25 protein-coding genes are annotated in these 26646 nt (G+C 42.3%); 9 read left to right on the forward strand and 16 right to left on the reverse strand.

The window, feature by feature from the left end:
* Positions 1-2: 2 nt before the first annotated feature.
* From N7E81_RS17555 to N7E81_RS17580, 6 genes are all read right to left on the reverse strand, one after another.
* Positions 3-1283, reverse strand: coding sequence for a hypothetical protein (locus N7E81_RS17555; protein ID WP_263050905.1), 1281 nt, complete (start codon positions 1281-1283; stop codon positions 3-5).
* 12 nt (positions 1284-1295) lie between these two features.
* Positions 1296-2285: a Kelch repeat-containing protein gene (locus tag N7E81_RS17560; RefSeq protein ID WP_263050906.1), complete on the reverse strand. Its 990-nt coding sequence runs from the start codon at positions 2283-2285 to the stop codon at positions 1296-1298.
* Positions 2285-3550, reverse strand: a complete 1266-nt coding sequence (locus N7E81_RS17565; RefSeq protein ID WP_263050907.1) for a DUF4270 domain-containing protein — start codon at positions 3548-3550, stop codon at positions 2285-2287. The genes N7E81_RS17560 and N7E81_RS17565 overlap by 1 nt, the downstream gene beginning before the upstream one ends.
* 389 nt (positions 3551-3939) lie before the next feature.
* On the reverse strand, positions 3940-4545 hold the full coding sequence (miaE, locus tag N7E81_RS17570; RefSeq protein ID WP_407692717.1) for a tRNA-(ms[2]io[6]A)-hydroxylase: 606 nt from the start codon (positions 4543-4545) through the stop codon (positions 3940-3942).
* Positions 4545-6371: a putative porin gene (locus tag N7E81_RS17575; RefSeq protein ID WP_263050909.1), complete on the reverse strand. Its 1827-nt coding sequence runs from the start codon at positions 6369-6371 to the stop codon at positions 4545-4547. Before N7E81_RS17575 ends, miaE begins: the two co-directional genes overlap by 1 nt.
* Complete coding sequence (locus N7E81_RS17580; RefSeq protein WP_263050910.1) at positions 6364-7107, reverse strand: tetraacyldisaccharide 4'-kinase; 744 nt, start codon at positions 7105-7107, stop codon at positions 6364-6366. The genes N7E81_RS17575 and N7E81_RS17580 overlap by 8 nt, the downstream gene beginning before the upstream one ends.
* Before the next feature lie 94 nt (positions 7108-7201).
* Here N7E81_RS17580 and N7E81_RS17585 point away from each other — a divergent pair, with 94 nt between their 5' ends.
* The 3 genes from N7E81_RS17585 to N7E81_RS17595 are packed head-to-tail and all read left to right on the forward strand — an operon-like array spanning position 7202 to position 10605.
* The gene (locus tag N7E81_RS17585; RefSeq protein ID WP_263050911.1) at positions 7202-8296 is read left to right on the forward strand and encodes a Nif3-like dinuclear metal center hexameric protein; all 1095 of its coding nucleotides are present in this window, start codon (positions 7202-7204) and stop codon (positions 8294-8296) included.
* A 5-nt stretch (positions 8297-8301) separates the two neighbouring features.
* On the forward strand, positions 8302-9081 hold the full coding sequence (locus N7E81_RS17590; RefSeq protein WP_263050912.1) for a zinc ribbon domain-containing protein: 780 nt from the start codon (positions 8302-8304) through the stop codon (positions 9079-9081).
* Positions 9082-9129: 48 nt separating this feature from the next.
* Positions 9130-10605, forward strand: coding sequence for a hypothetical protein (locus N7E81_RS17595; RefSeq protein ID WP_263050913.1), 1476 nt, complete (start codon positions 9130-9132; stop codon positions 10603-10605).
* A 1-nt stretch (position 10606) separates the two neighbouring features.
* Here N7E81_RS17595 and N7E81_RS17600 read toward each other — a convergent pair whose 3' ends face one another.
* Genes N7E81_RS17600 through N7E81_RS17610 form a run of 3 tightly spaced genes read right to left on the reverse strand, consistent with a single transcriptional unit; the run spans position 10607 to position 12564 of the window.
* Positions 10607-10939 (reverse strand): ArsR/SmtB family transcription factor, encoded by a 333-nt coding sequence (locus tag N7E81_RS17600; protein ID WP_263050914.1) that lies wholly within the window; start codon positions 10937-10939, stop codon positions 10607-10609.
* 21 nt (positions 10940-10960) lie between these two features.
* The gene (locus N7E81_RS17605) at positions 10961-11716 is read right to left on the reverse strand and encodes a DUF952 domain-containing protein (RefSeq protein ID WP_263050915.1); all 756 of its coding nucleotides are present in this window, start codon (positions 11714-11716) and stop codon (positions 10961-10963) included.
* Entirely contained in the window at positions 11716-12564 is an 849-nt protein-coding gene (locus N7E81_RS17610) for an alpha/beta hydrolase family protein (RefSeq protein ID WP_263050916.1), read from the reverse strand. Before N7E81_RS17610 ends, N7E81_RS17605 begins: the two co-directional genes overlap by 1 nt.
* A gap of 119 nt (positions 12565-12683) precedes the next feature.
* Between N7E81_RS17610 and N7E81_RS17615 the strand changes: the two genes are divergently transcribed.
* Positions 12684-13658 (forward strand): polyprenyl synthetase family protein, encoded by a 975-nt coding sequence (locus tag N7E81_RS17615; protein ID WP_263050917.1) that lies wholly within the window; start codon positions 12684-12686, stop codon positions 13656-13658.
* 211 nt (positions 13659-13869) lie between these two features.
* Here N7E81_RS17615 and N7E81_RS19525 read toward each other — a convergent pair whose 3' ends face one another.
* The 7 genes from N7E81_RS19525 to rsmA all read right to left on the reverse strand — a co-directional run bounded on the left by N7E81_RS19525 (position 13870) and on the right by rsmA (position 21376).
* On the reverse strand, positions 13870-14115 hold the full coding sequence (locus tag N7E81_RS19525; protein WP_407692704.1) for a type II toxin-antitoxin system RelE/ParE family toxin: 246 nt from the start codon (positions 14113-14115) through the stop codon (positions 13870-13872).
* Positions 14100-14504, reverse strand: a complete 405-nt coding sequence (locus N7E81_RS17620; RefSeq protein WP_263050918.1) for a hypothetical protein — start codon at positions 14502-14504, stop codon at positions 14100-14102. Before N7E81_RS17620 ends, N7E81_RS19525 begins: the two co-directional genes overlap by 16 nt.
* 137 nt (positions 14505-14641) lie before the next feature.
* Positions 14642-16096 carry a sialate O-acetylesterase gene (locus N7E81_RS17625; RefSeq protein ID WP_263050919.1) on the reverse strand — a complete coding sequence of 485 codons (1455 nt, stop codon included), beginning with the start codon at positions 16094-16096 and terminating at the stop codon, positions 14642-14644.
* A gap of 105 nt (positions 16097-16201) precedes the next feature.
* The gene (locus N7E81_RS17630; RefSeq protein WP_263050920.1) at positions 16202-18112 is read right to left on the reverse strand and encodes a RecQ family ATP-dependent DNA helicase; all 1911 of its coding nucleotides are present in this window, start codon (positions 18110-18112) and stop codon (positions 16202-16204) included.
* A 177-nt stretch (positions 18113-18289) separates the two neighbouring features.
* Positions 18290-19231, reverse strand: coding sequence for an NAD(P)-dependent oxidoreductase (locus tag N7E81_RS17635; RefSeq protein WP_263050921.1), 942 nt, complete (start codon positions 19229-19231; stop codon positions 18290-18292).
* Positions 19232-19235: 4 nt separating this feature from the next.
* Complete coding sequence (mgtE, locus tag N7E81_RS17640) at positions 19236-20600, reverse strand: magnesium transporter (RefSeq protein ID WP_263050922.1); 1365 nt, start codon at positions 20598-20600, stop codon at positions 19236-19238.
* The gene (rsmA, locus tag N7E81_RS17645; protein WP_263050923.1) at positions 20597-21376 is read right to left on the reverse strand and encodes a 16S rRNA (adenine(1518)-N(6)/adenine(1519)-N(6))-dimethyltransferase RsmA; all 780 of its coding nucleotides are present in this window, start codon (positions 21374-21376) and stop codon (positions 20597-20599) included. The genes mgtE and rsmA overlap by 4 nt, the downstream gene beginning before the upstream one ends.
* 197 nt (positions 21377-21573) lie before the next feature.
* Here rsmA and pdxA point away from each other — a divergent pair, with 197 nt between their 5' ends.
* The 5 genes from pdxA to N7E81_RS17670 all read left to right on the forward strand — a co-directional run bounded on the left by pdxA (position 21574) and on the right by N7E81_RS17670 (position 26065).
* Entirely contained in the window at positions 21574-22605 is a 1032-nt protein-coding gene (gene pdxA, locus N7E81_RS17650; RefSeq protein ID WP_263050924.1) for a 4-hydroxythreonine-4-phosphate dehydrogenase PdxA, read from the forward strand.
* A 3-nt stretch (positions 22606-22608) separates the two neighbouring features.
* Positions 22609-23214, forward strand: a complete 606-nt coding sequence (locus tag N7E81_RS17655; RefSeq protein WP_263050925.1) for a 4'-phosphopantetheinyl transferase family protein — start codon at positions 22609-22611, stop codon at positions 23212-23214.
* A 67-nt stretch (positions 23215-23281) separates the two neighbouring features.
* A complete protein-coding gene (locus tag N7E81_RS17660; RefSeq protein WP_263050926.1) occupies positions 23282-23866 on the forward strand; it encodes a redoxin family protein in 585 nt (194 codons plus the stop codon).
* A 152-nt stretch (positions 23867-24018) separates the two neighbouring features.
* Entirely contained in the window at positions 24019-24816 is a 798-nt protein-coding gene (locus N7E81_RS17665; protein WP_263050927.1) for a hypothetical protein, read from the forward strand.
* A 211-nt stretch (positions 24817-25027) separates the two neighbouring features.
* Positions 25028-26065, forward strand: a complete 1038-nt coding sequence (locus tag N7E81_RS17670; RefSeq protein ID WP_263050928.1) for an outer membrane protein assembly factor BamB family protein — start codon at positions 25028-25030, stop codon at positions 26063-26065.
* Positions 26066-26646: the final 581 nt, after the last annotated feature.

Genomic DNA, 26646 nt, shown 5'->3' on the forward strand with positions numbered 1-26646 from the left:
TTTTAGTCATATTTTGGCCGCTGAAACCAACGACGCCTAATACTAAAACTCATGGCGACCACATGTGAACTTTCTAATATCAGCCCTTCTGACGTGGTTCCATTGTATTTTCTTTGATAAGAAAGATTCATTGCACTCCCTGTCCTGAGAGGTATACTCAAACCACTGGTGAAAGCGTATGTTTCAGGATTTACTCCATTGATTTTCAAATAAGAGTTTTCATAATACCCTCCAATTCGGTAACTGATCCTTCCCAGTGTCTGATCTCCAAAACGATTTGGGGTGACTTCCAATCCGGCAGAATACCTCCATGTATTCACCAAATCATTAGAATACCCTTCTATTTCGCCATCTTTCCATTGGTTAAACTCTACATCGCCAGCCAACATTACCTTTTTCGTGTTGAGAGAAACTCCAAATCCCATTTTTCTTGGAAGCTTATACCCTGAGGTTGACTCCTTTTCTTCATATAGAACGGCCTCGTCTACGGTAGTACCTTCACTATAGTCCCATGCCGAAATAGTGGATGAAGTATTTCCAGACAGTTGTGTCGGTTTTTTATAAATCAACCCAAAATTGACATAACTATTTTTGGAAACAGGCAGTCGGTAATTCAGACTATACTCTAAATCTAGGTTAGCAATGTAGGTATGATTTTCGAGCATATAGCGCGACAACGACTGACTACCTACCACATCTTCTGTATGATCTATGCTACCAAAAATAAAGGCCAGTTTGAGCCCCACAGAAAAATTCTGAAACAAAGCATAACTATTCGAAAAATAGGCCTCATTTAGCCCTCCACTTCCCTGATAAGCAATATCATAATCTCCCGTCTGAAATGAATTCACCTGATCTTTATAGATATTGTACCCCACATTACTATAACTAGACAAGCCAATAATCGCACTCCCCTTCTGCCCATATTTAAACCAAAAACTAAAATCTGACACCCCCCCATAGCTTCCATTTTCGCTAGTTTCTTGTGTTTGATAATTAGTACTGGCATAATACATCCCAATATCAAATACATGGTTAAAATAACTACCAACCCCGCCATTAGCTGCGGGATTGGTAATATTAATTTGATAAGGGTTAGACAGGCCTATGGCTGTATTGCCCATGGCCTGAGAAGCAACCGAAACAGAACGGCTCAATTCTCCAATTCCGAAAATGGAGTATACCGAACCTGCTCCATTTTGAGCACTCGCTTGATCCACTCCAAACACCAGACTTAAAATCACAACAAAGCGACTAAAGAATTTTGATTCTATTGTATGCATACGGCTCATTTATCAATCCTCATCATCGAGCAGTTGATCCGGTACGAATTCCCAAATATCATCGAACCTATCTGCTCCATTGCTCCCTAATGCTACGAATGCACGCCCATTGATAGTAAAAGAAACTGCCCCTGTTCTCCCTGAGCCCTCAAATGCACTTTTTTCAGTCCAAGTATCTGAAGATGGATTGTACTCCCATGTAGTGTTTGTATTAGCTCCATATGACCCTGTAGAAATATACCCCTTACCATTGATTTGAAAACTAACGGAAGCTTGACGCTGTACTACATATTCTTCGTCTTCGTCATATATATCGCCGAGCTCATACCAATCTTCCTCATCCGAGTCAAATTGCCAAAAATCTATTTCGTACAGTCCATTGTTGGTTCCCGTTCCTAGGTAGACATCCTCTCCTATCACGAATGCCGTTCCCGAACGTCTTTTTTCTCCTTTCAAACTAATGATTTGCTCCCACTGCTTCGTAGAAGTATCGAATTTCCAAAAATCTTTGAGATAATTTCCATCATAGCCTGTACCTATATAACCATTGCCCTGAACGGCAAACCCAATGGCCTGATACCGGGCAGATCCTTCGAAGTCATCAAGCTGACTCCAGCTATCACTGGCGAGGTCATACTCCCAAAAGTCTGAAAGTTCTCCGTCTCCATCATAGCCCGTACCTACATAGCCCTTTCCATCAACGGCAAAGGCCACAGCCCCTGTACGTCCCACTCCTGGAAAATCACTTACTCTCACCCAAAAATTATCATCTGCACTATATGACCAAAAATCAGTGATATAATCATCTCCATCAAAACCCAAACCGACAAACGCTTTGCTTCCTGAGACAAAAGATACTGCCCCTGACCTGCCTACGCCTTCAAAGGACGATCTTCTAATCCAATTTCCTTCTTCGACTACTTCCTCTTCATCATCGGTACAGGCACCCGCCATGAGAGCCATAATTATAAGAGACAAGTAGATTTTTATTGTGTTTTTCATTACTCTTTAATTTTTAGTTCGCTTAATATGATTTTACTATTTCCGTCGCCTTCCTGATCCATCAAAATCAGATGATCCACACTGTTTTGATATATTTCATTGGAAAATTTGATCATGAGTGCATCATTATTTTCGGGGGTGGTTATGTCCAATTGCTCTTCCACAAATGCTTTTATGTCGATCACTATTTTTCTTTGTTCTTTATACTCCAAATCCACTACTAGCTCAGGTATGGTGGTGTATTCCAACAATAATTCGTTGTTTTTATTCACCTTTGATAAGGTCAGGCCATCGACCAGCATATATACCTCCTCTGGAATTTTGTTTTCAAAAACCAACTCCAACTTCACCTCATCCAATAAGGGCGTTTCATCTGTAGACAATAAGGTTTTGAGGTATGGAAGCTCTATGCGAGTAGCTAGACCAGTACCTGATTGAACATAGGCCCTGTGATCCGAATCAGTAGTACTCAAAACTCCATCGTCCAAGTCCGCAAAAAGCGTAGTCGCTTTCTCACCTGTAATCTGATTATACTGTATCTGACCAGATTGTACTGATAGGGTCAATGTACGCTCTATTGAAGGTGACTCTGATTTATCCAAATAGTTGATATTCAACCTAGGGGTTGGTTGAAAACCTACAATAGCTCCTGCTGATTTTGACGAAATTCTAACCCCTCGAAAGAGGTCCAGAAAGTCATTGGTAGCCACCTCTTCTGCTTGCAAAAAATCAAATAGACCCGAGACAAAAGTGGAGTGAAGCGGGATATGGATAGAGTCGTACGAATACGGTCTAGGGCTAAATTCATACGTCCCCAATGTATCAGATTTTATTTCAAATGTTTCTGAATTATAAATGACATTATCATCATCAAGTTCTAATTCCTCAATGACTTCGAATACCTCCAAGGATAATGAAGAAAGGGTGTCTCCATAATAATAGCCATCGTAAATCAAAGTCAGATAGGCATTCACAAACTCAATGTGATCTCCCGAGATACTGTACCCTTCACTGGGGCTTAGTTGAAAATATGAATGAGAAGAAACAGAACCTAAATCCGAATGATCAACTTGACCAATCAGCAGACGTGCACCCAAGCTGGTAGGCAAACTATCATACGCAACGGTGTACATTTTCATCGAGAGGGTATCCCAAGAGGTGATTTCAAACGATGTCTGACCAAAAAAATCCGAACCTATTTCAGGTTCTTCTTGCATACAGGCGATCATGCAAACCCCTACCGATAGTATTAACCAATTTTTCATATACACTTCTTTTTTCAATCACACATCCAAAAGACTGATCAACCTCCAAATGGTTTAGTCATTTTTTCTGCACACAAAAAGGAATGAAAAAAGAAGTGAGAAAGTTGTACTCAGCAAAGTATCTCACATGGAACAAGGAGATTTAAATATAAATATTTAATATAATAGATAACCTTAATATTATCTAATTAATAAATTTATACAAGTCCTTTTCAAGGACAACAAGTAAACGTCACAGCCCTACTGAGGCGACATAAGAGACAATACCCCTAAACACAAAATAAAAAACAAGAATTATTCAGCAAACACAGGCACCCATAATAAATGCTCCTATCGGTATTTTACCTAGCTTGAATTTTTAAAAAAAGAGTGAATTTTGATGGCTACTTTTAATGCATACGGTCAGGGCGCACCTCTAAGGTCTTCAATATCTCTGCCTCTGCAGCCAGAAATTCCGACCATCTTTTCATGACCTGAGCCTCTGGCTTAAATCTCTTAGCCATATCCAAAAAGCCATTGTAATGGCCTGCCTCAGACACCATAAGTTCAAAATAGAACTTACTGAGTTCTTCGTCTTGTATGTTTTGATGCAGGATCTTGAATCGCTCACAACTACGGGCTTCGATAAGGGCATTAAGCAATAGCTTTTCGACCAATTGATCTTCTCTACTACCTCCTCCCTTCACAATCTTCGAAATAGCTAGTACATATTCGTCTTTACGCATTTTAGACAGCTTGATGCCACGCTTATTCATCATCTCTAGTACGCGTTCAAAGTGGCTCCACTCCTCTGCCACCAGATCAGTCAGCATCTCTACCAACTCTTCGTATTCGGGATACTGAACGATAAGCGAAATACCAGACGAAGCTGCTTTTTGCTCACAATAGGCATGATCTATCAATATTTCATCGATCGATTTTTCTGCAATGTTTACCCAACGGGGATCTGTGGGTAGATTCAATCCTAAAGTCGTCTTATTTTGCTCCATGGCCATCAATCGTAAAAATGCCACCTTAACCCCAAGTCTATCATACGACGGGTAGCGGGATAAAATGGTGTTTCAAAGTAACCCTCTTCTTTCTTTTGATTCAAATATTTCACTTTCACCCAAAGCGAAAGTTTCTGTGCCTTCATGACGAAAAACAGATCTGCTGTCCAAAAAGAAGGAACTTCAAAATCGTTTTGAATATAAAATTGCTGTGTAATGGGATCGTAAGCATTGGCATAATAGGCCGATTGCCACCTGACATCAAAACCGACCTGCATTTCCATATAATTATTGAATACAATGTTTTCGTAATACCACTTACCAAAAAAATTCCAATCAGGCGTTCGGATGGCATCTGCGCCATCGCCAGACACATTATTGAAGATAACTTTATTTTCAAGTTTGAAATGCTTGCCCAAGCTCAAATCCGCTTTTACAGAGTAGTTATTGACGAGCGCCACAGCTGAGTTTTGAGTCGGGAGTTTGTCCTCTCCAAAATACACATAGTTGTCTACCGTCGAAATCTTCACTGCAGGCTCTAGCCTAATCACAGGAAAAGTGTAAAAGAGCGATCCAGAAATAGTATTGGACAATACATCTGCGAAACTATTGGTCCATTCATAATGATTACCAAAATAGCGTTCTGACATAAATGACGGAAGACTTTTAGATGACGTGTAAGCAGCCTTCAAAAAATTGTTTTCATACTTGCCTGAGAAGTAATACTGCCCTCCATCCATCACTTCTGCTTGCCCACTAAGTGCATTGGTCTCGGTGACATACAAGGTGATATCTCCTCCGATGTAGTTTTCAGCTATGTGTCCAAAGGAATCCAGATAACTGTAGTTAAAATCTATATCTCGACGCTTCACATAGCCCGAGTAAAATATTCGCTTACCTGCACGTCCTTTGATCCCTGCTCTCACCTTCCATTCGTTGAATAGTGAAGCATCCAACGTAGAATCCGTACGAATCAACATTTGATCATAATAATTGGGAGTGGCTGACAGCGGATAGTCTTCGTATCTGTTTTCTACATTGTTTCGCTCTGCCACCATAAATGCCTCGAAAAATTCTGCCACTGAATACTCTTGGTATAAATGAAACCTTGTCCTGGTATCATAGCTTACTGCATTACGCAAGTTTACATTCGAGTTTTGATATTGAAAATAATCTCGCTCTTCTGGATCATCTGGCAGCAAAATACCTCCCGTCTCAGTCGCCTTATGTTCAAATTTATAAGCATGAAACATCAAATGATATTTTGAATTCTTAGAACTATGGAAAGTATAGGCATCTACGCCTGTACCTGAAATCTGTGTTTCGCGCAACGTAGCCGACCCAATCAGTTTGTTTGATGATATCTTATGTACATCAAAACCCACATTCCATTGGGCATTAATGTTTCTGGAAAAGTTGAAGTCTACCGTATTTCGACCTTTGCCTCCAAAGCCAACATTCAACTCCATAAAGGGAGATTTGCTGTCGTAATATTTGAAATCTGCTGCTTGCTTCACATAAGGTGTGTAGGCTTCAAAACCTGTGGTACGGCCGATGACCTCTGATCCGGTATAATAGATGGGGCGAAGCGCCGTGCCATTATTGCCTAAATCCTGGTAGACTACTTCTGATTGGTCTTTAAACTCAAAATGCTCTAGGTTATAAATACTCGTGTCTATATGATGATACAAAGTATCGCTATGCAGCAGATCACCTTCATACATATACCTAGAAGTGGTTGGGCCATACACCAGTTTAGTAGAGTCATCCAAAATCTGACCCCAGCCTGGGACTGAAAAAAGCATTAAAACAAGTACGAGTAATCTATTCACTATCCGGATTTGCGTTTGGCAAGATGTTCAAAATCAAGCGCTCAAAGTTATGACGATCTGCTATAAATTCTATTTTATCTTTCGAATTAAATGAATTTGATGTTGGGTTTAAGTCATTAATAAAGAATATAGGTGTGTCGGTTTTCAAATAAGGGCGCATTTCTGTCTCCATCGTATGACAATCAGTAAGTGGCGGTGTACCAAGAACCAACACCACATCTGCCCTGCTAGCTGCAGATTTTGGTTCGTTCAGATGACCAATAGGCGAAAGAACATCCTCGTAGAATGGGCGATGATGACTCGTCACCAACACGCGCAACTGCGGTCTGATTTCATTCAAAGCAAACTCATCGTCCATCACTACAGCGACAGTCTCTGGCTCGTACTGATACCATTCGGACAATCCTAATACTTTATGACTGGTACAACATGCTTTTACTTCACTCTCTTGGGTGAATAGTGGTGTGACGTACATCGTCTTTGCATCGGCTACCTTAGTCCATTCATTGCTGGTCAATTTATATCTGTGTATATGCAAAACACCTCCCAGCAGACTACAAATATAGCTCGACACCTCAAGTGTATCATCCTTGGCAAGCGTACCTACATAGATAATGGGCATCTCAAACTCCACCGACTTCCAGACACCCATCTCAAACAAACGCCCACGCAAAGCAGCTCGCAGTCCATTGATCGCAGCCCAAGGTGCCCACACATATTTCCATTTCGAAATCATGGGGTAAAATTAAATAGCCACTTCACTAAACAGGTCTATGAGAGCACATTAATTTAGCAACAGCGAAAACGAGACATTTCTTATCTTTAGGCATATGAAAATAAATGAAATCATTGGGGCACTCAACCATTGGGCTCCACCATCCTATCAAGAATCTTACGACAATGCACGGCTGATCACTGGCAGTCCAGATCAGGACTTGACTAGCATACTCATCAGTCTAGACTGCACAGAAGAAGTAGTGCAGGAAGCCATCGACAAAAAAGCCAATTTGATCATTGCTCACCACCCAATTGTATTCAAAGGGCTCAAATCCTTTACAGGCAAAAATTACGTGGAACGCACGGTAATCAAAGCCATCAAAAACGACATCGCTATTTTTAGTATTCATACCAATCTGGACAGTGTGCATACAGGTGTCAATCACATGATCTGTGAGCGAATAGGCCTATCCAACTGTAAAACACTAGCTCCAAAAAGCGGATTACTTACCCAGCTGGTTACTTTTGTCCCTTCGACTCAAAGCTCTACTGTACTAGACGCACTATACAAAGCAGGCTTAGGCCAAATAGGCAATTACGACGAATGTAGTTTTCAATCCCAAGGCATGGGCTCTTTCAGACCCAACTCCCAAGCCAACCCTGCAATAGGGAAAGCAGACACAAGAGAAACAGTAGAAGAAACCCGTATTGAAGGCATCTTTCCATCCCATCTCAAAAACAAAATAATAAGTGCACTAAAAAAATCACACCCCTATGAGGAAATAGCGTACTATCTCACTGCCCTTGACAATGAAAACCAAGAGGTAGGTGCAGGCATGGTAGGCGAGCTCTACTCCCCTATGGCTACAGGCGACTTCTTTCAATTGCTCAAGGATAAATTTAACCTACAGGTGATTCGCCATACAGCCTTTCATAAAAATGAAGTGAAAAAAATCGCCGTTTGCGGAGGATCTGGCAGCTTCTTGCTTGGCCATGCACTCCGAATGGGAGCAGATGTATTTGTAACTGCAGATTTTAAGTACCACGAATTTTTCGATGCAGAGCAAAAAACCATCATTGCTGATATCGGGCATTATGAAAGCGAGGTATTTACAAAAGAATTGATTTGCAATTTTTTAAAAGAAAAATTCGCTAATATTGCACTCAATTTATCCGAGGTGGATACAAATCCTATAAAATACTTTTAAAATACATGGAAAGTACGGTAGCGCAAAAGCTCGAAGCTCTAACAAAATTACAGTCAATAGATTCACAGTTAGACGAATTAATAAAAGTCAGAGGGGCTTTACCTGAGGAAGTGATGGATCTCGAAGATGAGATAGCCGGATATGAAACTAGGGTAAACAATCATAATAGCCAAATCGAAGAATTAGAATTGGCCATTTCTAACAACAAAACTGCCATCAAGGATTCAGAAAAACTGATCCAAAAGTACGAGGAGCAGCAGATGAATGTTAGAAATAACAGAGAGTATGATGCGATCACCAAAGAGGTAGAGTTGCAACAGCTTGAAATTCAGATTCTAGAAAAAAGAATCAAAGAGGCTTATGCCAATATTGAGGCGAAAAACGAAGCCATTCAGGACACTAAAAATGCCCTCGAAGAAAGACAAAAAGACCTTGACAGCAAGAAAGGTGAACTAGATAATATCACTACAGAAAGCCAAGAGGAAGAAGACAAGCTACTCAAAGGAAGAGAAAAAGCGGCTAAGAGCATTGAAGAACGTTTGCTTTTGTCTTATAACAAAATCAGAGGAAACGTAAGAAACGGACTAGCAGTAGTGCCCGTAAAAAGAGATGCTTGTGGCGGATGTTTTAATATCGTGCCTCCTCAGAAGCAAGCTGAGATCAGAGAGAAGAAAAAACTGATCGTATGCGAGCACTGCGGTAGGGTATTGGCAGACGTAGAAGAAGTGATAGAAGAAGAGAAGAAGCCTACTAGAACAAGAAGAAAAGCAGCGGCAAAGAAATAGATGAATTTGAAGGCACTTCAAAAACATATAAATAATTTAAAGGTGGGCATGGCTCACCTTTTTTTGTTTTTCACCTGCCTAGTTTGTCTACCTAGCCAAGCACAAAGCATCCAAAATCACCCTGAGATACTCGATGCCTACCACGACATACTGAAACTCAAACTCGAAAGCGGCAGAGCTACACTCAACCAAGTCATTCCAAACCAAGCACAACTAGGCCATTATCACTATGTGAAAAGTCTGGCCGACGTGATAGAAATACTCATCACCGAAGACCCTTCCCTCTACAAGAAATATGAAGACAGTGAAGAAGACCACCTAAACGGTCTGGAAGAAATGGATGAAAATGATCCGTATTACAGATACTATAATGCCGAAATCAGAATCCAATGGGCGATAGTCAAAATCATGTTTGAAGAAGACATGAAGGCTGGCCTATCCCTCAAAGCAGCCTACAGTTATGTAGAAAAGAATATTGAAAAATTCCCAGACTTTACGACCAATTACAAATCATATGGTTCCTTGCACGTTTTGTTTGCTGTCGTACCTGAAAGTTACCATTGGATACTCAAACTATTCGGCATCAAAGCCAACGCAGTCCTTGGCTGGAGTGAGCTAAACAAGATCCAACCAGATAATCCATACTGGCTCGAGACTGGACTTATCAAATCACTAATCGCAATAAACATCCTCAACAAAGAAGAACAAACCATGACGCTGCTCAACGAACTCCGGGCAGCTCATACGGACAATCTGATTGTAAACTATCTGTACAATACAGCCTTGATCAAATACGCCAAAAGCGAACAAGCCCTTCCCAATTTGCGCAAGCTCCTGTTTGCCAGCTCCGACTATCTACACATAGACAATGTGTACTACAAACTAGGCGACATCTACATGCAAAAGCAACAATACCCTCTGGCTAGATACCACCTATCCAAGTTTATAAATCAATACAAAGGCAAAAACTACGTAAAAGACACTTGGTTCAAAATATTCTTGAGTTATTGGCTAGAAGGCAACGAAAAAATGGCTGAAATACACTGGAACAAAGCCAAGAATACTGGCAGAACCTTTGCTGCTGCGGATAAAAATGCCAGCAGCATGCTCAACGAAGGTTCCTTTCCTAACCCTCTTCTTATGAAAGCCAGACTGGCCACCGACGGAGGCTATTTCGATCTCGCTACCCAGGCGCTAAAAAAAATACAACAAGGCTCTCTGATAGATAAGAAAGAAGAATCAGAATACTTTTATCGCTATGGCAGACTCGATGACAAAATGAATAAAGAAGAAGAAGCTATATTCAACTACCTCAACGCCATCAAAAAATCAGGAAAAGAGAATTGGTACTATGCCCCATCGGCATGCCTCTATACTGGTTATATCTATGAGGCTAGACGAGACTATGAAAAGGCTCAATTTTACTACGAAAAAGCCATGTCTTACAAAAAACACCCATACAAGGTAGGAATAGATCACAAGGCCTATGCCGCTTTGGCTCTGCTTCAAGAAAAGCAAAAGTAGTTTAGCAGCAAGCGTCCGAACAAGCAGCTCGCTGCCCAAAAAATCGTGAAAAAGCTTCCGATATCGACTCCCATTTTTCAGAATCAATACAGTAGCAAGTACTCGTACCCTCTATACTTCCCTTGATGATGCCAAGGTTTTTTAGCTCTTTGAGATGCTGAGACACCGTAGCCTGCGCCAGTCCTAACTCACCCACTATATCCCCACAGATACAGTTATTAGCCTTGAGCAAATATTCCAAAATAGCAATTCTGGCTGGATGCCCAAGTGCCTTTGACATGATCGCCAGTTCATTCTGATGTGTAGTGAATTTTTCAGTCTTTGATAGTCCCATAATCGCAATATTACGACAAAACTAAGTAATTGTTTTAATTTCTAAATCTTGAGCAGATTGGATTGTTCGCAGCAACACAATCGCCGACTTATTCAGTCGCCCATAGATATGTGGAAACAACGCTTGCCGTGAAGGCACTTCGGTGATTTTCACCTCTACTTCCACCTGAGCCAGATCTATACCCAACAATATCAGCTCGTCCGTAGGGCTAAAATACTGGTGATAACTAGTGAGTAGTTCCGATAGATAAAACGTATGTATAAAACCCTCACTATCGAGCGATGGGTGCACATAGAGCGTGCTCAGTTCCTGCGCCTCCCAGTCAGCTTTGTGAACCAAGTGAAAACAGATAGAAGCTGGCGAAGGTGGAATCTGATGTATTCTTTCTTTCGTAAATTTCAAAAAGGTATTCAGCACAAAGTGATTGGCTTTGATCAAAAACATATGCTGGTGTTTGCCCTCGTTAATCTCCAATCCATCCTTTCCTAAAAAACCATAATACATCCATCCAAAAAACAGAAAAACCAAAAGCAAATTCGTTTGATAATGGTACCACCCTAGTGACAGGGCCAACCAAGAAAAACAAGTACCTATGCCACCCACCAAAAGCGGGATAATTAATTTCTTACGATTGATCATCATGCCTTTGATCGTGAACAAGGGAAAATCCATACGCTTGCCCTTGAACACCACCACCAACAAACCGTCGTAAAGCACCAGCATATACTGTGCGTCGCCACTCTTACCCAAATAGCACTTCAGTAGTATGGGCTGCATCAACTGGCTTTCAGAAAGGATATCATGCGTGACAGCAATTGCACCGAGTGATCGGGCAACTGGGTATCTATCCAGGGGTGCTTGCCCCCAAAAGTATGTCCTGCACCAGCGATACGAAAAGTTTCGGCAGCAGGATAAAAACTCTTCAACATCAGCAGCGACTCCACAGGTACGGTCTCATCTTCATCACCATGTATAGCTAAAAATGGGATGGCCAGTTTGGTCAACTGACTCCCGATCCTGAACCGATCAGCATGGGCTTCAAAATCATCCACCATCTGATAATACATCGGCATATCCTGCTTGGTTCTGGCATTCTTAATGTATTGTACTCCTTTAGCTTTCCAATCAGCCAAAAAATCTGGCGTCCAAAATCGCTCTAGGTCTGGCACTGCGGCCCATGTCACAAGCTTTTTTACACGTGTGTCTTCACAAGCTTTGAGTATAGCCACAGAGCCCCCTCTACTATGCCCTACTAGACAAAGTGACGAAGTATCGATCTCCTCTGCCGAAACACCCAACCCCTCACTGGTAATCTTATCTATCACCAACTCCACATCGTCAAGCTCTATGCTAAAGTTATTGTTGGCAAAAGCCTCCAAATCCACAAAATCCAATGGCTGCTCTGGTGTCACCCCATTGTGAGACATATTCATTTTCACAAAGACATATCCTGCAGCAGCTACTTCACTCGCCATGAGATTGAAATGCATCGCATCTTTGAATCCCTTAAAACCATGTACAAACAAAACCACAGGCTTGGGCGTCCCATCAGGCTCATACCTGAGATCAACAGCAAAGGATCTGTTGTGATGTTTTGACGTCAGTATTATTTCTTTTTTAATCATATCATTTACTTGGCGTTGAACCAAATATCAACATCCTACCGACAATATTGAAATAATTGACAAGAACCTTCTATTTATTTTCAGTCTAATCACTCATTGTATTAATTTGCGCCGAAATAATGGCGCTTAAAATAAAAGACATCCAATCCCCTGTAGCCAATGAAATGGCTGAATTCGAAGTAAAATTCAGACAGTCCATGAAGAGCAATGTAATGCTTCTGGACAAAATCATGGCATATATAGTAAAACGCAAAGGCAAGCAAATGCGACCCTTGTTTGTCTTTTTGAGTGCCGCTACTACCGGCCAGGTCTCTGAGGCCTCCTACCGAGGCGCCTCACTCATCGAGCTGCTGCATACTGCTACTCTGGTACACGACGACGTCGTGGATGATTCTACTTATCGCCGAGGATTTTTCTCTGTAAATGCCCTATGGAAAAACAAAATTGCTGTTTTGGTCGGTGATTTCCTTTTGTCGCGAGGCATGTTGCTATCCATAGAAAATGAAGACTTTGACTTGCTCAAGCTAGTCTCCGTGGCCATTAGAGAAATGAGCGAGGGCGAATTGCTCCAAATGGAAAAAGCCAAAAAACTGGACATTACCGAGGAAGTGTACTATGAAGTGATCCGACAAAAAACGGCCAGCCTGATCAAAGCCTGCTGTGCAGTAGGTGCTGCCTCTACTGGTGCCGATCCCGTGACCGTACAGACCATGGGAGAATTTGGTGAAAAGGTGGGCATGGCGTTTCAGATCAAAGACGATCTATTCGACTATGGCACGCAAGAAATCGGCAAACCGCTAGGCATAGACATCAGAGAGAAAAAAATGACCCTACCACTGATCCACGCGCTCAATCAGGCGACTAGTTCAGAAAAAAACAGCATCAAACGTATCATAAAAAGACACAGCGAAAACACCAAGAAGGTAAATGAGGTCATCGACTTTGTGAAAGAAAAACAAGGCTTAGCCTACGCTACGGATGTCATGAACACCTACCATTCCGATGCCATCCAAATGCTCAAAACCTTCCCAGACTCGCCTGCTCGTCAATCCCTAGAGCAGCTCGTCCAGTTCACCATCGAACGCTCGAAGTAACTTACACTCACTTTCACTCCCTGCGAATGCATAGTATCAGGGTGGCACTCCCCCTCTAGCAACCAAAAAATCCACGAATGCTTTCTCGGTATTGTAGAGATTCCGCGAGGAGCGGTGGTGCTGATTCTGACATTGATTCGGAAAGCTCGCAAGGGCATTCGTGCCTACACTATGTTATCATCTTATTTTAAGTTCGGCGGGATCCTGTCGGCTATTCCAAACTGTTAATATGTTCAGGTCGGTATAGAAGGTAATCTCTGACAATTTTTACTTTTACATCTTTAATATCGGAGTCTTTACCAATGTTTGGGAATTTCGATAGCAGCTTTACTGCTTCGACAAAAAGAGCATTTAGTTTTCGACTATAGCTGTTGTTTCCGTTTCGTTCTTTCCAGTAAACCAGTATTTCTTTTCGCTTTTGCTGGGCAAGAGGAGACCAAATTATTTTGAAAGCCATTCTTCGATTTCTCTGTCTGCCTGTTCAGATGAAACCCCTTGACCATTTGCTAATTGGATTCGAGCTTGCTCGATTTCTTGTTTTTGTTCTTTAGTAGTGTTGTAAATGGTATCGTCAATGTCAACTTCAAGTAGTCGATTAACTTCATCAAGGATATCTCGATCTTGAATTGACTTGATTCGTTCGATCAGGGTTATTCTATATTTTGTTCCAACTGTTGCCATATTCAAATATACGAAGAATTTAGAATTTGATGATAACGTCTGGCTATGATCAATTAATGAAAGAATGTTATTATTAGAGAATTCAAGTTCAGGGAATCTCTCATTTATTTTCTCGCACCAGTTTTCATAGAGGACTTTTGTAATAGGGTTTTCGAATAGGTTCATGGTTTAAGTTCTTCGCAATGAAGGCTAACATCCGAATATCACTTACTTATGGGTAATATATCCTTATGTTGTACTTAAAATATATTTCTTTATTCTCAAAGAGCTACGCAGATCTACTACTCTTAGCCCCTTTCGCCTTACTCCCCTGCCCGTGTAGCTGCTGTCCAGTTGTCCGTCCGGAAAGATGAGGCAGGCAGTAGGTTGGTATCGAAGAGTGTACCTTCCACCCAATTGCGCCAAGCATAGCGAACAGCCACTGGTGCTGGCACCTGATCGCTTTGTACTTCCACTTTCATACGGTCTACGATTTGGGCTTGCGCGGGATAAAACACATGATCTGCGCCCGCTATTTCGAACCCGCTCAACGGTCCATAAGCATACAGCCCCGTCTCGGCATGTGCAAAACTGAGCAAGATGCTTCCTTCACTGATTTCTTGCGACTCGTATACGGGTGATGCGTGGTCTACACTTTTGAAACCATAGGTTTGATTAAGTGCATTAAACAACAGTCGGTCTGCTACTTCTTTCTTTTTCGGCGGATGAATCCAAAGCGAATCCCCTACATCCATCGTGATGGCAATACCCGAATTCGGAATTGAATCCAGACATTGCAACTGGGCTTCCCTGATAAATGCCGAGTTATCCGGTGTTTGATAGCCCCCGTTGGCTTTGTACCTATAGGGTGCGATCTGCACATAATAGAATGGAAAATCGCCTAGTCCCCATCGGCTTCTCCAATCTTTGACCATGGCAGGAAAAGTACTTTTATACCTCTCTGGATCTCTGCGATTAGACTCTCCTTGGTACCACAGCACACCTTTGATCGTGAAGGGCATCAATGGGTACACCATTGCATTAAACAAAACTGTAGGTATCCACTGGGTGTGATCAGACAGATCCACCCCATCTAGTGCTACTTCTTCATACTGGCCGAGTACTTCCTGGCTCATCCAAGCTTCTACCTTGCTCCCTCCCCACGAAGTATGAATCACACCTACAGGCACATCCAAAATCTCCTGCAACTGCTGAGCAAAAAAATAACCCACAGCACTAAACTCACTCACCTGATCCGGATCGGCCACTTGCCAGCCATTGCCTTTCTCCAAATCTGCTAAGGGCGTAACTGAGAACGCACGACCCACAGTAAACAAACGCAGGTTTGGATTGGACGACTTGGCCGTGGCCATCAATCCTCCATAGGTAGGCTGAGCACTAAATCCCTTGACTGGCTGCTCCATATTGGACTGACCAGAGCATAGCCACACCTCACCAAAAAGGATATTATCTAACTTGATCTCCGAGGTCTTGCTTTTGATTTCTATCGTCTGTGGGCTTTTGCTATTGGTGGTTTTCACATCTACTCGCCACGTGCCTTGCTTGTCGGCGGTTAGTTTGAGCTCCTTGGCAAGCCAGGATGTTTTGATGGTCAGCTGCTCACCCGCATCTGCCCAACCCCAAAGCGCCACGGTAGCGTCTCGCTGCAGCACCATATTAGAAGATACGATCTTGGGTAATCGCACTTCGGCATAGGCGCTCAGCGTAGCGAATGAATAAATGAGTGTAAGAAGTGATAAGTAAAGGATACGTTTCATGCGTTGTGTTTTTGTATCCCTAAAAATACAACGCTTCTCTAATTATACCTTGATCAGGCGAAGGGAAATCCGATAGGAAAACCAAATATTTCTAACCGAGCGTAATCAACCAACCCATATCAACTGATCGTAGCCTTCCATCTTTACCTGTCCTTCGTCCACAAGGTATCGAATGGCTTCGGTAAACACGAAATCACCTTTCGTCTCTGTAGCCTCTTTGAGATCGTCGATATAGGTTATACCGCTAGATACCAGGGCCAGTAGTTCCGCTTTGGCTTCCTCTATAGCTGCTAGAAATTTCTCCTGCTTTTTTGCTTTGATACAGACATCACACACCCCGCAGTTGAGGTAGGTTTTCTCGTTGAAGTATTCTTGAAAAATACGGGTACGACAGCTCGAAGTATTGGCAGCATAAGCCTTCATGGCTTCTACTTTTTCTTTGATCACCGCATGGCGAGGTGCCACTTGATTGTAGTACCTTTTGAGATCGGACACGGGCAGTCTCGGTGTCAGGTAGGTTAATTGTGGCAAGGTTTTCATTGGATCGTACACCACTACGCCCTGTTGCTCCAGCAGTTGCAGTTTCTTTACCACCTCACTCTTGGCCGACTTGCTGAGCTTGGCCACTTCAAACTCCGAGATGGACGTAAAATCGACATAGAGTCCACCCCCGTACAACCGAAGCATCGACTTGATCAGCGACTGATAGCCACCATTGGAAATCGTAAACTTATACACCTCATTGGCGTCGAGCGCAAACTTGACCGAGCTGGATTTATTGAGACTCTCACTGACCAAAATCAATCCCATCTCCTCTAGTTTCTGAATACAGAAATGAGCCTCCCGGGGATTGAGCTGATAGGTAGATGCAAACTGCTTCAGGTCAAAATCATAACTTTGCCATTGGCTGCTGCCCGTGGCAAGTTTAAAATAATTGGCAATCGCCTGATAGACCCGCTGCACATAGTCTAGCGTGGGATTGCGGTGTTTTTCATTTTCGCTCAAGCGAAAAAGGTCCGCCGTATTGTATAGCAACACTGCGAAGGCATTTCGCTCATCACGACCTGCACGACCCGCCTCTTGATAATACGCCTCCAAGGATTCGGGCAAGTCTAAGTGTACCACCGTGCGCACATCGGGCTTGTCTATCCCCATCCCAAAGGCATTGGTAGCTACCATCACCCGACGGACGTTTTTGATCCACTCCTCTTGTTTTTTGTTTCTCGTCACTGGATCTAATCCTGCGTGATAAAAATCCGAAGAGATGCCATGTTGATAGAGGTACTTCGCCACGTTTTGGGTTTCAAGACGACTCTTCACGTATACAATCGCCGAGCCTTTCACGTTGTTCAGAATTTCGATCAGTTTTGGCCCTTTGTTTTCTAATTCGAATGCTGAATATGACAGATTGGATCGGGCAAAGCTTTTTTGAAATACCGCTGGCGATTCAAACTCCAGCTTCTCACAAATGTCCTTAGACACGTCGGCTGTAGCCGTAGCGGTCAAGGCTATTTTTTTGACCTCCTCCATCCAAGGATAGATCATAGCAATCTCCACATACGACGGACGAAAATCATACCCCCATTGTGAGATACAATGCGCCTCGTCGATCGCCAATAGACTCACATTCATGCGCTTGAGGCGTTCTATAAAAAGGTCAGACTTGAGTCGCTCAGGAGAAACATACAGAAATTTCACCTTGCCGAAGACGCAGTTGTCGAGCAGAATATCTATTTCTCGCTTGGGCATACCAGAAGTGACTGCCGCAGCAGGGATGCCTCTTTTTTTGAGCTGCTGCACTTGGTCGATCATCAGTGCGATGAGTGGAGAGATGACCAAACAGATACCATCGAGCATCAAGCCTGGTACCTGAAAACAGATCGACTTCCCTCCCCCAGTAGGCAATAGAGCCAATGTGTCTTGACCAGCCATCACAGAAGCAATGATCTCCTCCTGCATCGGACGAAAAGCGTCGTAGCCCCAGTATTTTTTCAGTATGTCTTTGGCCTGTTCCAAACAATTGAATTAAGTGCGACAAATAAACGAAGAACTGAGTTAATTCCTACATATAATAGCTTGTAGCCATTATTTAGTTGCTTGTCGAGACCTCACTAGCAAAGACCATCGGAATAAAAACTGCCAGAGAAGAAAGAACCTCCTTTCACAGGCATCAGCAGAACCGTCAGTCATGGATCAGGGTAGATCCAACTGCTTAATTTTGTCCACAAGCACTTCATTGATTTTCTGATAGGATTCGAAAGACCAACCGCCCACATGTGGAGAAAGTAATACCCGATCGTTCTTAATCAACCGATTGAATGTAATGGCTTGGTCGTCTTTGAGAAAGCTCAATTTTTCATTTTCGAGCACATCTAGTGCAGCCATGCGTACCGTTCCTTCGTCTAGTGCGTCTAGCAAGTCTTTGAGTGGTACTACTTCTCCCCTAGCAGCATTGATAAATACAATCGGTTTTTTGAATTTTCTTAGGTATTCCAAATCCACGAGACACTTGGTTTCTGTAGTGAGTGGCACATGCAGGCTGAATATGTCTGATTGCTCAAATATATCTTCCATAGCGACTTGCTCCGCATAGAGGTCTCCATAGTTTTCTTTGTACTTATCATATGCGATCACTCGGCAACCAAACCCAGCCAATTTTTCAGCGACAGCGCTACCCATATACCCATACCCCAGTAGTCCCACAGTCTTGCCACTGATTTCAAAGCCTCGATTGCCCTCACGATCCCACACCTTGTTTCTCACCTCCATATCGGCATGGCGCAGGTTGTTGGACAAGCAAAGCAACATGCCCAGCACATGCTCGCCAAGTGCATCTCGGTTGCCTTCTGGTGCATTGAGCAGGGTGATGTTTCTGGACGCTAGATAGGGCACATCCACCTGATCCACGCCCGCCCCAGCTCGGGCGATAAATTTCAGTTCGGTCTGACCTTCGAGCAATTCTCGATCGATGGTCGTCTTGCTCCTCACTACAAACCCTACAAACTGGACTTTATGCTGCATCATTTCCTTTCGGGAAATTTTAGGAGCATAGACCGGTTCAAAACCCGCCTGAGTAAGTAGTGGAGAAATGCTATCGTGCATTTCATCGATGATCAAAATACGCCGATTTGACATTAGATTAAAAACCGTATAGAAAGTGTGCAACTAGAAAATAAACCGTAAGCCCCAAGAGGTCATTGGCGGTAGTAATAAAGGGGCCAGAAGCCATGGCAGGATTGATTCCGATCTTGTCCAAGATCAATGGTGTGATCGTACCCATAAATGAGGCCAATAGCACTACACTAAACAAAGCAATGGAAACCGTAGCTGCCATGGCTTGATCTGAAGTAGAAAAAATCACAATTCCAAAAACGATCAGCGCCAGAATGATTCCATTGACTATGGCAACAAAAAGTACCTTGACCATTTTTTTGAATAGCGAATCTTCAAAGGCATTGTAGCTGGCCAAACCCTGCACTACAATAGATGAAGACTGAATGCCCACATTGCCACCTGTGGCAGTAATGAGCGGAATAAAAAACGCCATCGCAGGGATAAGCGCAATGTCTTTTTCGAACAGGCTGATGAACTTGGCTCCAAGCAAACCGCCCACCAGACCAATGACCAACCAAGGCAGTCTGGCTCTGGACAACACCCATACAGTATCGTCTTGCTCCACATCTCCAGAGATACCAGCCATCATTTGTCGTTCTTCTTCGGCCGATTCGGTCATCACGTCGATCGCATCATCGATCGTAATTCTCCCCACCAGTTTGCCTTTCACGTTTACTACAGGAAGTGCTTCCAAGTCATATTTTTGCATGGTAAGCGCCACCTCTTCTTCGTCGGCATGTGTACCTACAGATACAATATCTGCTTCATAGATATCTGCTACCAACGCGTCTGGCTCGGAGAGGATGATTTTTTTGAGCGACACTCTACCGAGAAGTATGCCATCGTTGTCTACCACATAGACCGAATAGATTTTCTCTACGTTTTCGGCTTGTTTTCTTATTTCTTCTATACACTGCTGGATCGTCCAATTCAGATTGGCACGAATCATCTCCTTACCCATCAGACCACCTGCTACATCCTCTTCGTAGCGCAGCAGGTCTAAGATATATCCAGCTTTTTCTTCGTTTTCTACTGAGGCTATTACCTCCTCACGCTTTTCGATGGGCAGCTCATTGATCACATCTACCCCATCATCGGAGTCCATCTGATCTACAAATCCGGCCAGCTCTTCGGCAGTAAAATTTTGCAGAAATATGGCTTGTCGATCTTCTTCTAAATCGACGATAATTTCCGCGCCTACTTCCACGTCGAGTTGGTCTATCACATATTTAGTCTGATCGGCGTCGAGCTCTCGAATCAGCTCTGAAATATCGGCAGGATTGACCCCTTCGAGCGAAGTTTTGATAAAGTCCTCCTCATGCCCATCTACCGCTTGGGTAAATCGGTCCAAGTACTCTTTGGACAGTTCAAACTCCATATGCTCTATCATCCCTCTATTAGTTTAGTCAATTCGACAAAATCTGCGACAGACAGCTGTTCTGCTCGTTTGTTGAGCACGTCCATCTCCTGCATAGATTCGGGCAAATTTAGCCCTTTCAGGGCGTTTCGCAAGGTTTTTCGGCGCTTTTGGAATCCTTCTTTCACTACTCGCTTAAAGAGTGCTTCGTCGCACCCGAGATGCGTCACATCGTTCCTTACCAGCCTGATCACACCTGAGTTGACCTTCGGCGGTGGGTTGAAAACATGAGGGGGCACGGTAAACAAATATTCGATGTCGTAATAAGCCTGTAGCAGCACACTAAGGATGCCGTAGGTCTTGTTACCTTCTTTCGAGGCAATACGTTCGGCCACTTCTTTTTGGATCATGCCTACGACATAGTTTACCTGATTTCGATTTTCTAAAACCTTGAAAAATATCTGAGAAGAAATGTTATAAGGGAAGTTGCCAATGACACTGATGGGCTCATCCCCAAAAAATGCTTTAAAGTCGCATTTTAGAAAATCGGCATGTAGGATTTTTGCATTCTTGCCCACATATCTACGCTTGAGGTAGTCGATCGACTCTTCGTCCAGATCCATCAAAACCAACTCCTTGATCTCTGGCTTATCTACCATCAGATCCGACAACACACCCGTGCCTGGCCCTACCTCTAGTACCTGTTTGGCCTCTGTCACATCAAACAAGCCTTTTACGATGTCTTCAGCTATGTTTTGATCTTTGAGAAAGTGCTGTCCTAGTTGTTTTTTGGGCTTTACTCCGGCCATATTTGTGTTATGATTTAATAAGGAAACAGACACTGTTTCCTCCTATATTTTCTAATTTGATCCCTTTATAATTTCGTAAGGGTATCTCAAGGATTCCGTGTAAATTGCGATCAAATATTCATTCAATACATACCTAAATGTAGATGATCCAACAGCCAATTTGGTAGAAATGGATCAATAAAATTTCGACATTAGACATGGACAAAGAATCTAAAAGCCATAAACAAAAACCGCTCATCGGCATCACCATGGGCGACATCAACGGTATAGGGCCAGAAGTGATCATCAAAGCGCTAGCCAACAATAAGATGACTCAGTACTTCACTCCCATTATTTATGGCTCAGCAAAAGTACTTTCGTTTTATAGAAAGCAGTTGAACCTCGACAATTTTAATTTCTCGCCTATCAACGACCTGTCCAAACCCTACCACCGCAAAGTGAATGTGATCAACTGCTGGGAAGATACCGTGGAGGTCACTCCCGGACAAGACAATAGCACAGGAGGCGAGTGTGCCTTCCAAGCACTCGAAACCGCTACCAACGATTTGAAAGAAGGCAGAATCGACGCACTAATTACTGCCCCGATCAACAAACTCAACATCCAAAATGACAATTTCAAATTTGCTGGCCACACCGAATATTTAGCTGAAAAAGCCGGCACCAAGGAAAGCCTGATGTTTATGGTCTCCGACGCCATGCGTGTGGGCGTACTCACTGGCCACATTCCTCTCAAGGACGTAGCCGCACAGGTTACCAAAGAAAATATCATCAAAAAAGTGAAGATGATGACGAAATCGCTCAAGCAAGATTTTGGTATAGCCAAACCAAAAATTGCCGTACTGGGACTCAATCCTCATGCTGGCGAGGATGGACTACTCGGCAGTGAAGAAATAGACATCATCCGACCAGCCATAGAAGAATTCAAATCCAAAGGACAAATCGTGATGGGTCCCTACCCTGCTGATGGTTTCTTTGGGTCTGGAGAACATCACAAATTTGACGCTGTGCTGGCCATGTATCACGATCAAGGACTGATCCCATTTAAAAGTCTCACCTTTTCTACAGGGGTCAATTTTACCGCTGGACTACCGTTTGTACGCACATCGCCAGACCATGGCACGGCCTATGCCCTCGCAGGAAGAAATCAGGCAGATGAAGGCTCGATGCGTACAGCCATTTTTGCAGCACTGGACATTGCCAACTGCAGATTGGAAAACAAAGAAGCTTAGGCAATGCAGGTGCATTGGATCAAACCCAATCCTCATGGAACCAGCGTTGGTCTGGCAGAGGTCTCTGGCGAAAACGACAAAGACCTCGACTACCTTCGGCCTGATCTGGCGCACCTAAATCCCAAAAAACGCATGGAATTTCTGGCTTCACGTCTATTGACGCAGCGCCTATGTGAAGCGCAGCAAATCCCCTATCACGGTATCGAAAAAGATGAGTACGGCAAGCCGCATTTGATCCAGTCGAACTATCAGTTATCTATCTCACACAGCTATCCCATGGTGGCCTGTGCGATTCATCCCACAGCGCCATGTGGCATCGACATAGAATCTGTACGCCCACAACTAACGAACATCAAACACAAGTTTCTCAACCCTATAGAACTGAGACGCTGCGACACCAACCTCCACCAGCTCTGCATACACTGGTCGGCCAAAGAAGTACTGTATAAAATCCATGGCAGAAAACGTTTGACTTTTGCAAAACAACTAGTCATCGACGAAATAAGGGGAGACCAAATACATGCGAGAATATTGCTCGACGATGCCGAAAAAAAACATCTGCTGAAATACGAAAAAGTTTCAGAATATTATCTGGTTTATAACGTTTGAGGTATGCGATTATGATGAAAACTCAATAAAGTTTATAACTTTATTGAACGCAACCAAAACAACCGCTATGAACCGTAAACTCTACCTAATATTTATCGCTTTGGTGATCACACTGCGCAGCTTTGGACAAAACTATGTAAGCAAAGAGCTCCCCCTCTACAATGTCCTGACGGACACTGACATCACGCTTGCCAAATTCGATTCGCACAGTGCCATTGTCTTGGTATATACCAGTATTCACTGCCCCTATGCCAAGCTATACAAGGAACGGATTTCGTCTATGTCTGACCAGTATGCCAGTCAAAATGTGCGCTTTGCCTTTGTGAATGCCAACGCCAACCACCCCTCCAACAAAGAAACCATCAAGCATATGAAAGACGAAGCCAATACTTCAAACCAAAATGTACTCTACCTAGCCGACAAAAATCACACAGTAAGAAAAGCGCTAAACGTAGAGAAGAACCCTGAAGTAATCATCCTTACCCCCATATCCGAGGGCTATCGCAAAGTATACCAAGGCGCCATAGATGACAGCCCACAATCCGAATCGACTGTGCGAAAAAACTACGTGCAGATGACTCTCAATAGCATACTCACCAACAAGACCGTCCCCCTCACCTACCAACGACCGGTCGGCTGTCGAATTAAATAGCCATACCGCCCTGCGGTTATCTAAAAAAGCAACAACGATTCCCCAAAAACAAAAAAATAAACCGTATTTTTAAACGGATAAAAACGACTACAATGGATATATCAACCACTAGTGTGTGATATCCGGATGTTAGCGATAATCATCAATACTTAATGAAGAAATACTTACTAATCACAACTTTGGCGTTGGCCATTATTAGTTGTTCGGAAAAACCACCAACCAACGAACAAATTGTTAACTCGCTTATTAGTCAAATAGATAGTATTGAATCCATACCTAAATTCAACAAGGCATATTATCGACTTATTGATAGCTTATATTCAGTTGCCCCTAACAATACGTACGTTTTGCCTAAAGTGATTAACAACGCATTTAATGACAAAAATGACAGCTTGGTTATCGTCCTCAGCCAACAACTTTTTGATTCCCTTCCACTTTCTTATTGTAATCTTTTTTACGGTTTAAGTCTTGAGAGAATTGGCTTACAAGATTCGGCAAACCAACATTATCAATATTTATTGCAGAATTACCCAGATTCGATTACTCTCTTGAATGGAAACTTCTCGAAATACGAACTACTAACAGTACTTCACGGTAAGGATTCGGCATTATCAGAATTGAGAACTGTTTCAGATCAGAGTTCCTACGGATACCTTCGAACTCAAAATGATATAGAAAACTATATTGGAAATGGTATGCATGAATTCATATGGTTCGGCACTGACAAAGACTTCCCCAACGAGTATCATGCAATTATTCCAGACTCACTTTTCTTAACAGGAAAAATTAACAGCATGAGAAAAATCAGTGAGTATTTTGTTAAGTATGGAGTCAACATTTACAATGTAGGAACAGACACAAAGAACCAGGCATATATTTTTAGCTCGAAACCTCAATATGCAGAGAAAATCAAGGCCATTAAAGAGTTAACAATTACTCGTACGAATTAAAATATCGCTAACATCCTGTATCAAATCATGGCGGTTCAGTTGTAACTGAAAGCTCTCTGCATTTTGGAATCCCCGCCATATCTCAGATTAGCACTATGGAATCAAAAAGGGATAGCGCAAATCAGAGATTTGGCTATCTTGTAGCCGAAACTTAAACTATATCACACGCCACGCTTGATACAGTGGCGTTGGCATTAATTACAGGAACTGAATGAAAGCAAGTAAACTTCTTGAATTTAAATTAAAAGGAGAAAGAAACATCTCGTCAAGAAAACCACTCATAATAGGTGAACGTATTTATGTTCCTTTCATTTTTGACAAAAAAGGTTTTGTAGCAAGCAAGATGGTCTGTTTGAATAAAAATGACTTTGAAGTCAAATGGGAATATGACTACCCTTTTGTGATTAATAACATATTAGAATCCACAAATGGGAATGTTCTGATTTGCTGCATGGACGGTAAACTAAACGAACTTAAATCACAAAATGGAGAGTTGGTATCAACACTTGAATTAGAAATGGATAGGTGTGGACATTCTTCTGCCATCAGTGACAATAGAATCGTAATAGGTGGCGTTCAAGGAACTAAAAAAATGAACTGTCTTGATTTAGATTCTCAGTCCATAAAATGGTCTTTTGATAATGGTGGGCACTCATATATTCCATTGATTAGTAATGAAAAAGTATATCAATGCACGGAGAAACTAATTAGATGTTTAGAGTTAAACACTGGCAAACTAATTTGGGAAGCGACAGAAGAAAATACTTACATCTTTAATCCGATATCATTCAATGAATTAATTGTTGTTGGTGGTCATGGTTTGATAAACATTTATGACAGCAATAAGGGAAAGCTTCTTCACCAAATAGAAACAGGTATTAGGGAATCGATAAGAGCTATTATATCTGATAATAACAATCTGTACTTTGGGGATAGTTCAGGTGTTTTTTATGCCTATGAGATAAACGAAAAGAAAAACTTACTTGGTAAAAGAAGTATTCAATCTAAGGAACTGTGGAGATTCGAGTCTAATGGAAGTATTGAAAGCCTACCTAAAATTGTTGGAGAATCCATTTTGTTTATGAATGACGACAATAAATTGATTTGCCTTAATATGAGAAGTGGTGAAAGCAATTGGAGTTTCAATACCAAAGGTGAAGCAGGAATATCAAGTATTATAACAGATGAAGAAAATATATTTCTATCTGTTGGAAAAGGATATTTATACAAACTAAAAGAAGAAAACTAATGCCAACAAGGTGCATAGCCAATAGGGCATTAGAGCTAAATTGAAAGTCCTGTTCTTTGAGCAGGCAACGCCAAAACAAAGTTTTGACGTTTGTTGAAATAAAAATTAAAAGTAAAAAAACGTTTGTTTTGGCTTAGTGGTAACCCGAAAGTGAACTGCTTCGAATCTGCCCTACTGTCCATACACAGAACGTTGATGAGTACATAACTAAAGCTCAAATTACCATCTCTGATATTCAAATTGTTTTACAAAGGGAACTCTCTCATTTGCCAAAGAAGAAAACTTTGTTTGAGGCATTTTTCAAGGAAAATCCACATAACAGACGCTGATCGATACCTTTCATAGACTTCCAAACAGGCAAAAATGAAGTTTTAGTAAAAGACGAAATCTTTAAATGTTTTGGCAACTATCAAATCAACAAGACGATATATTAGCAAACAAACTTAAAAATTGCACTTAGTCACAACGTTTACGAAAGGCTTAGATAATGATGGGTTGGTAATTCTAATAGACATTTCTTCATATAGTGGCTTAGAGACGACAAACAAAAAGAGGCTACCTCAACACCTACACCCTTTACA

It is taken from the genome of Reichenbachiella carrageenanivorans, assembly GCF_025639805.1.
GTDB lineage: Bacteria > Bacteroidota > Bacteroidia > Cytophagales > Cyclobacteriaceae > Reichenbachiella > Reichenbachiella carrageenanivorans.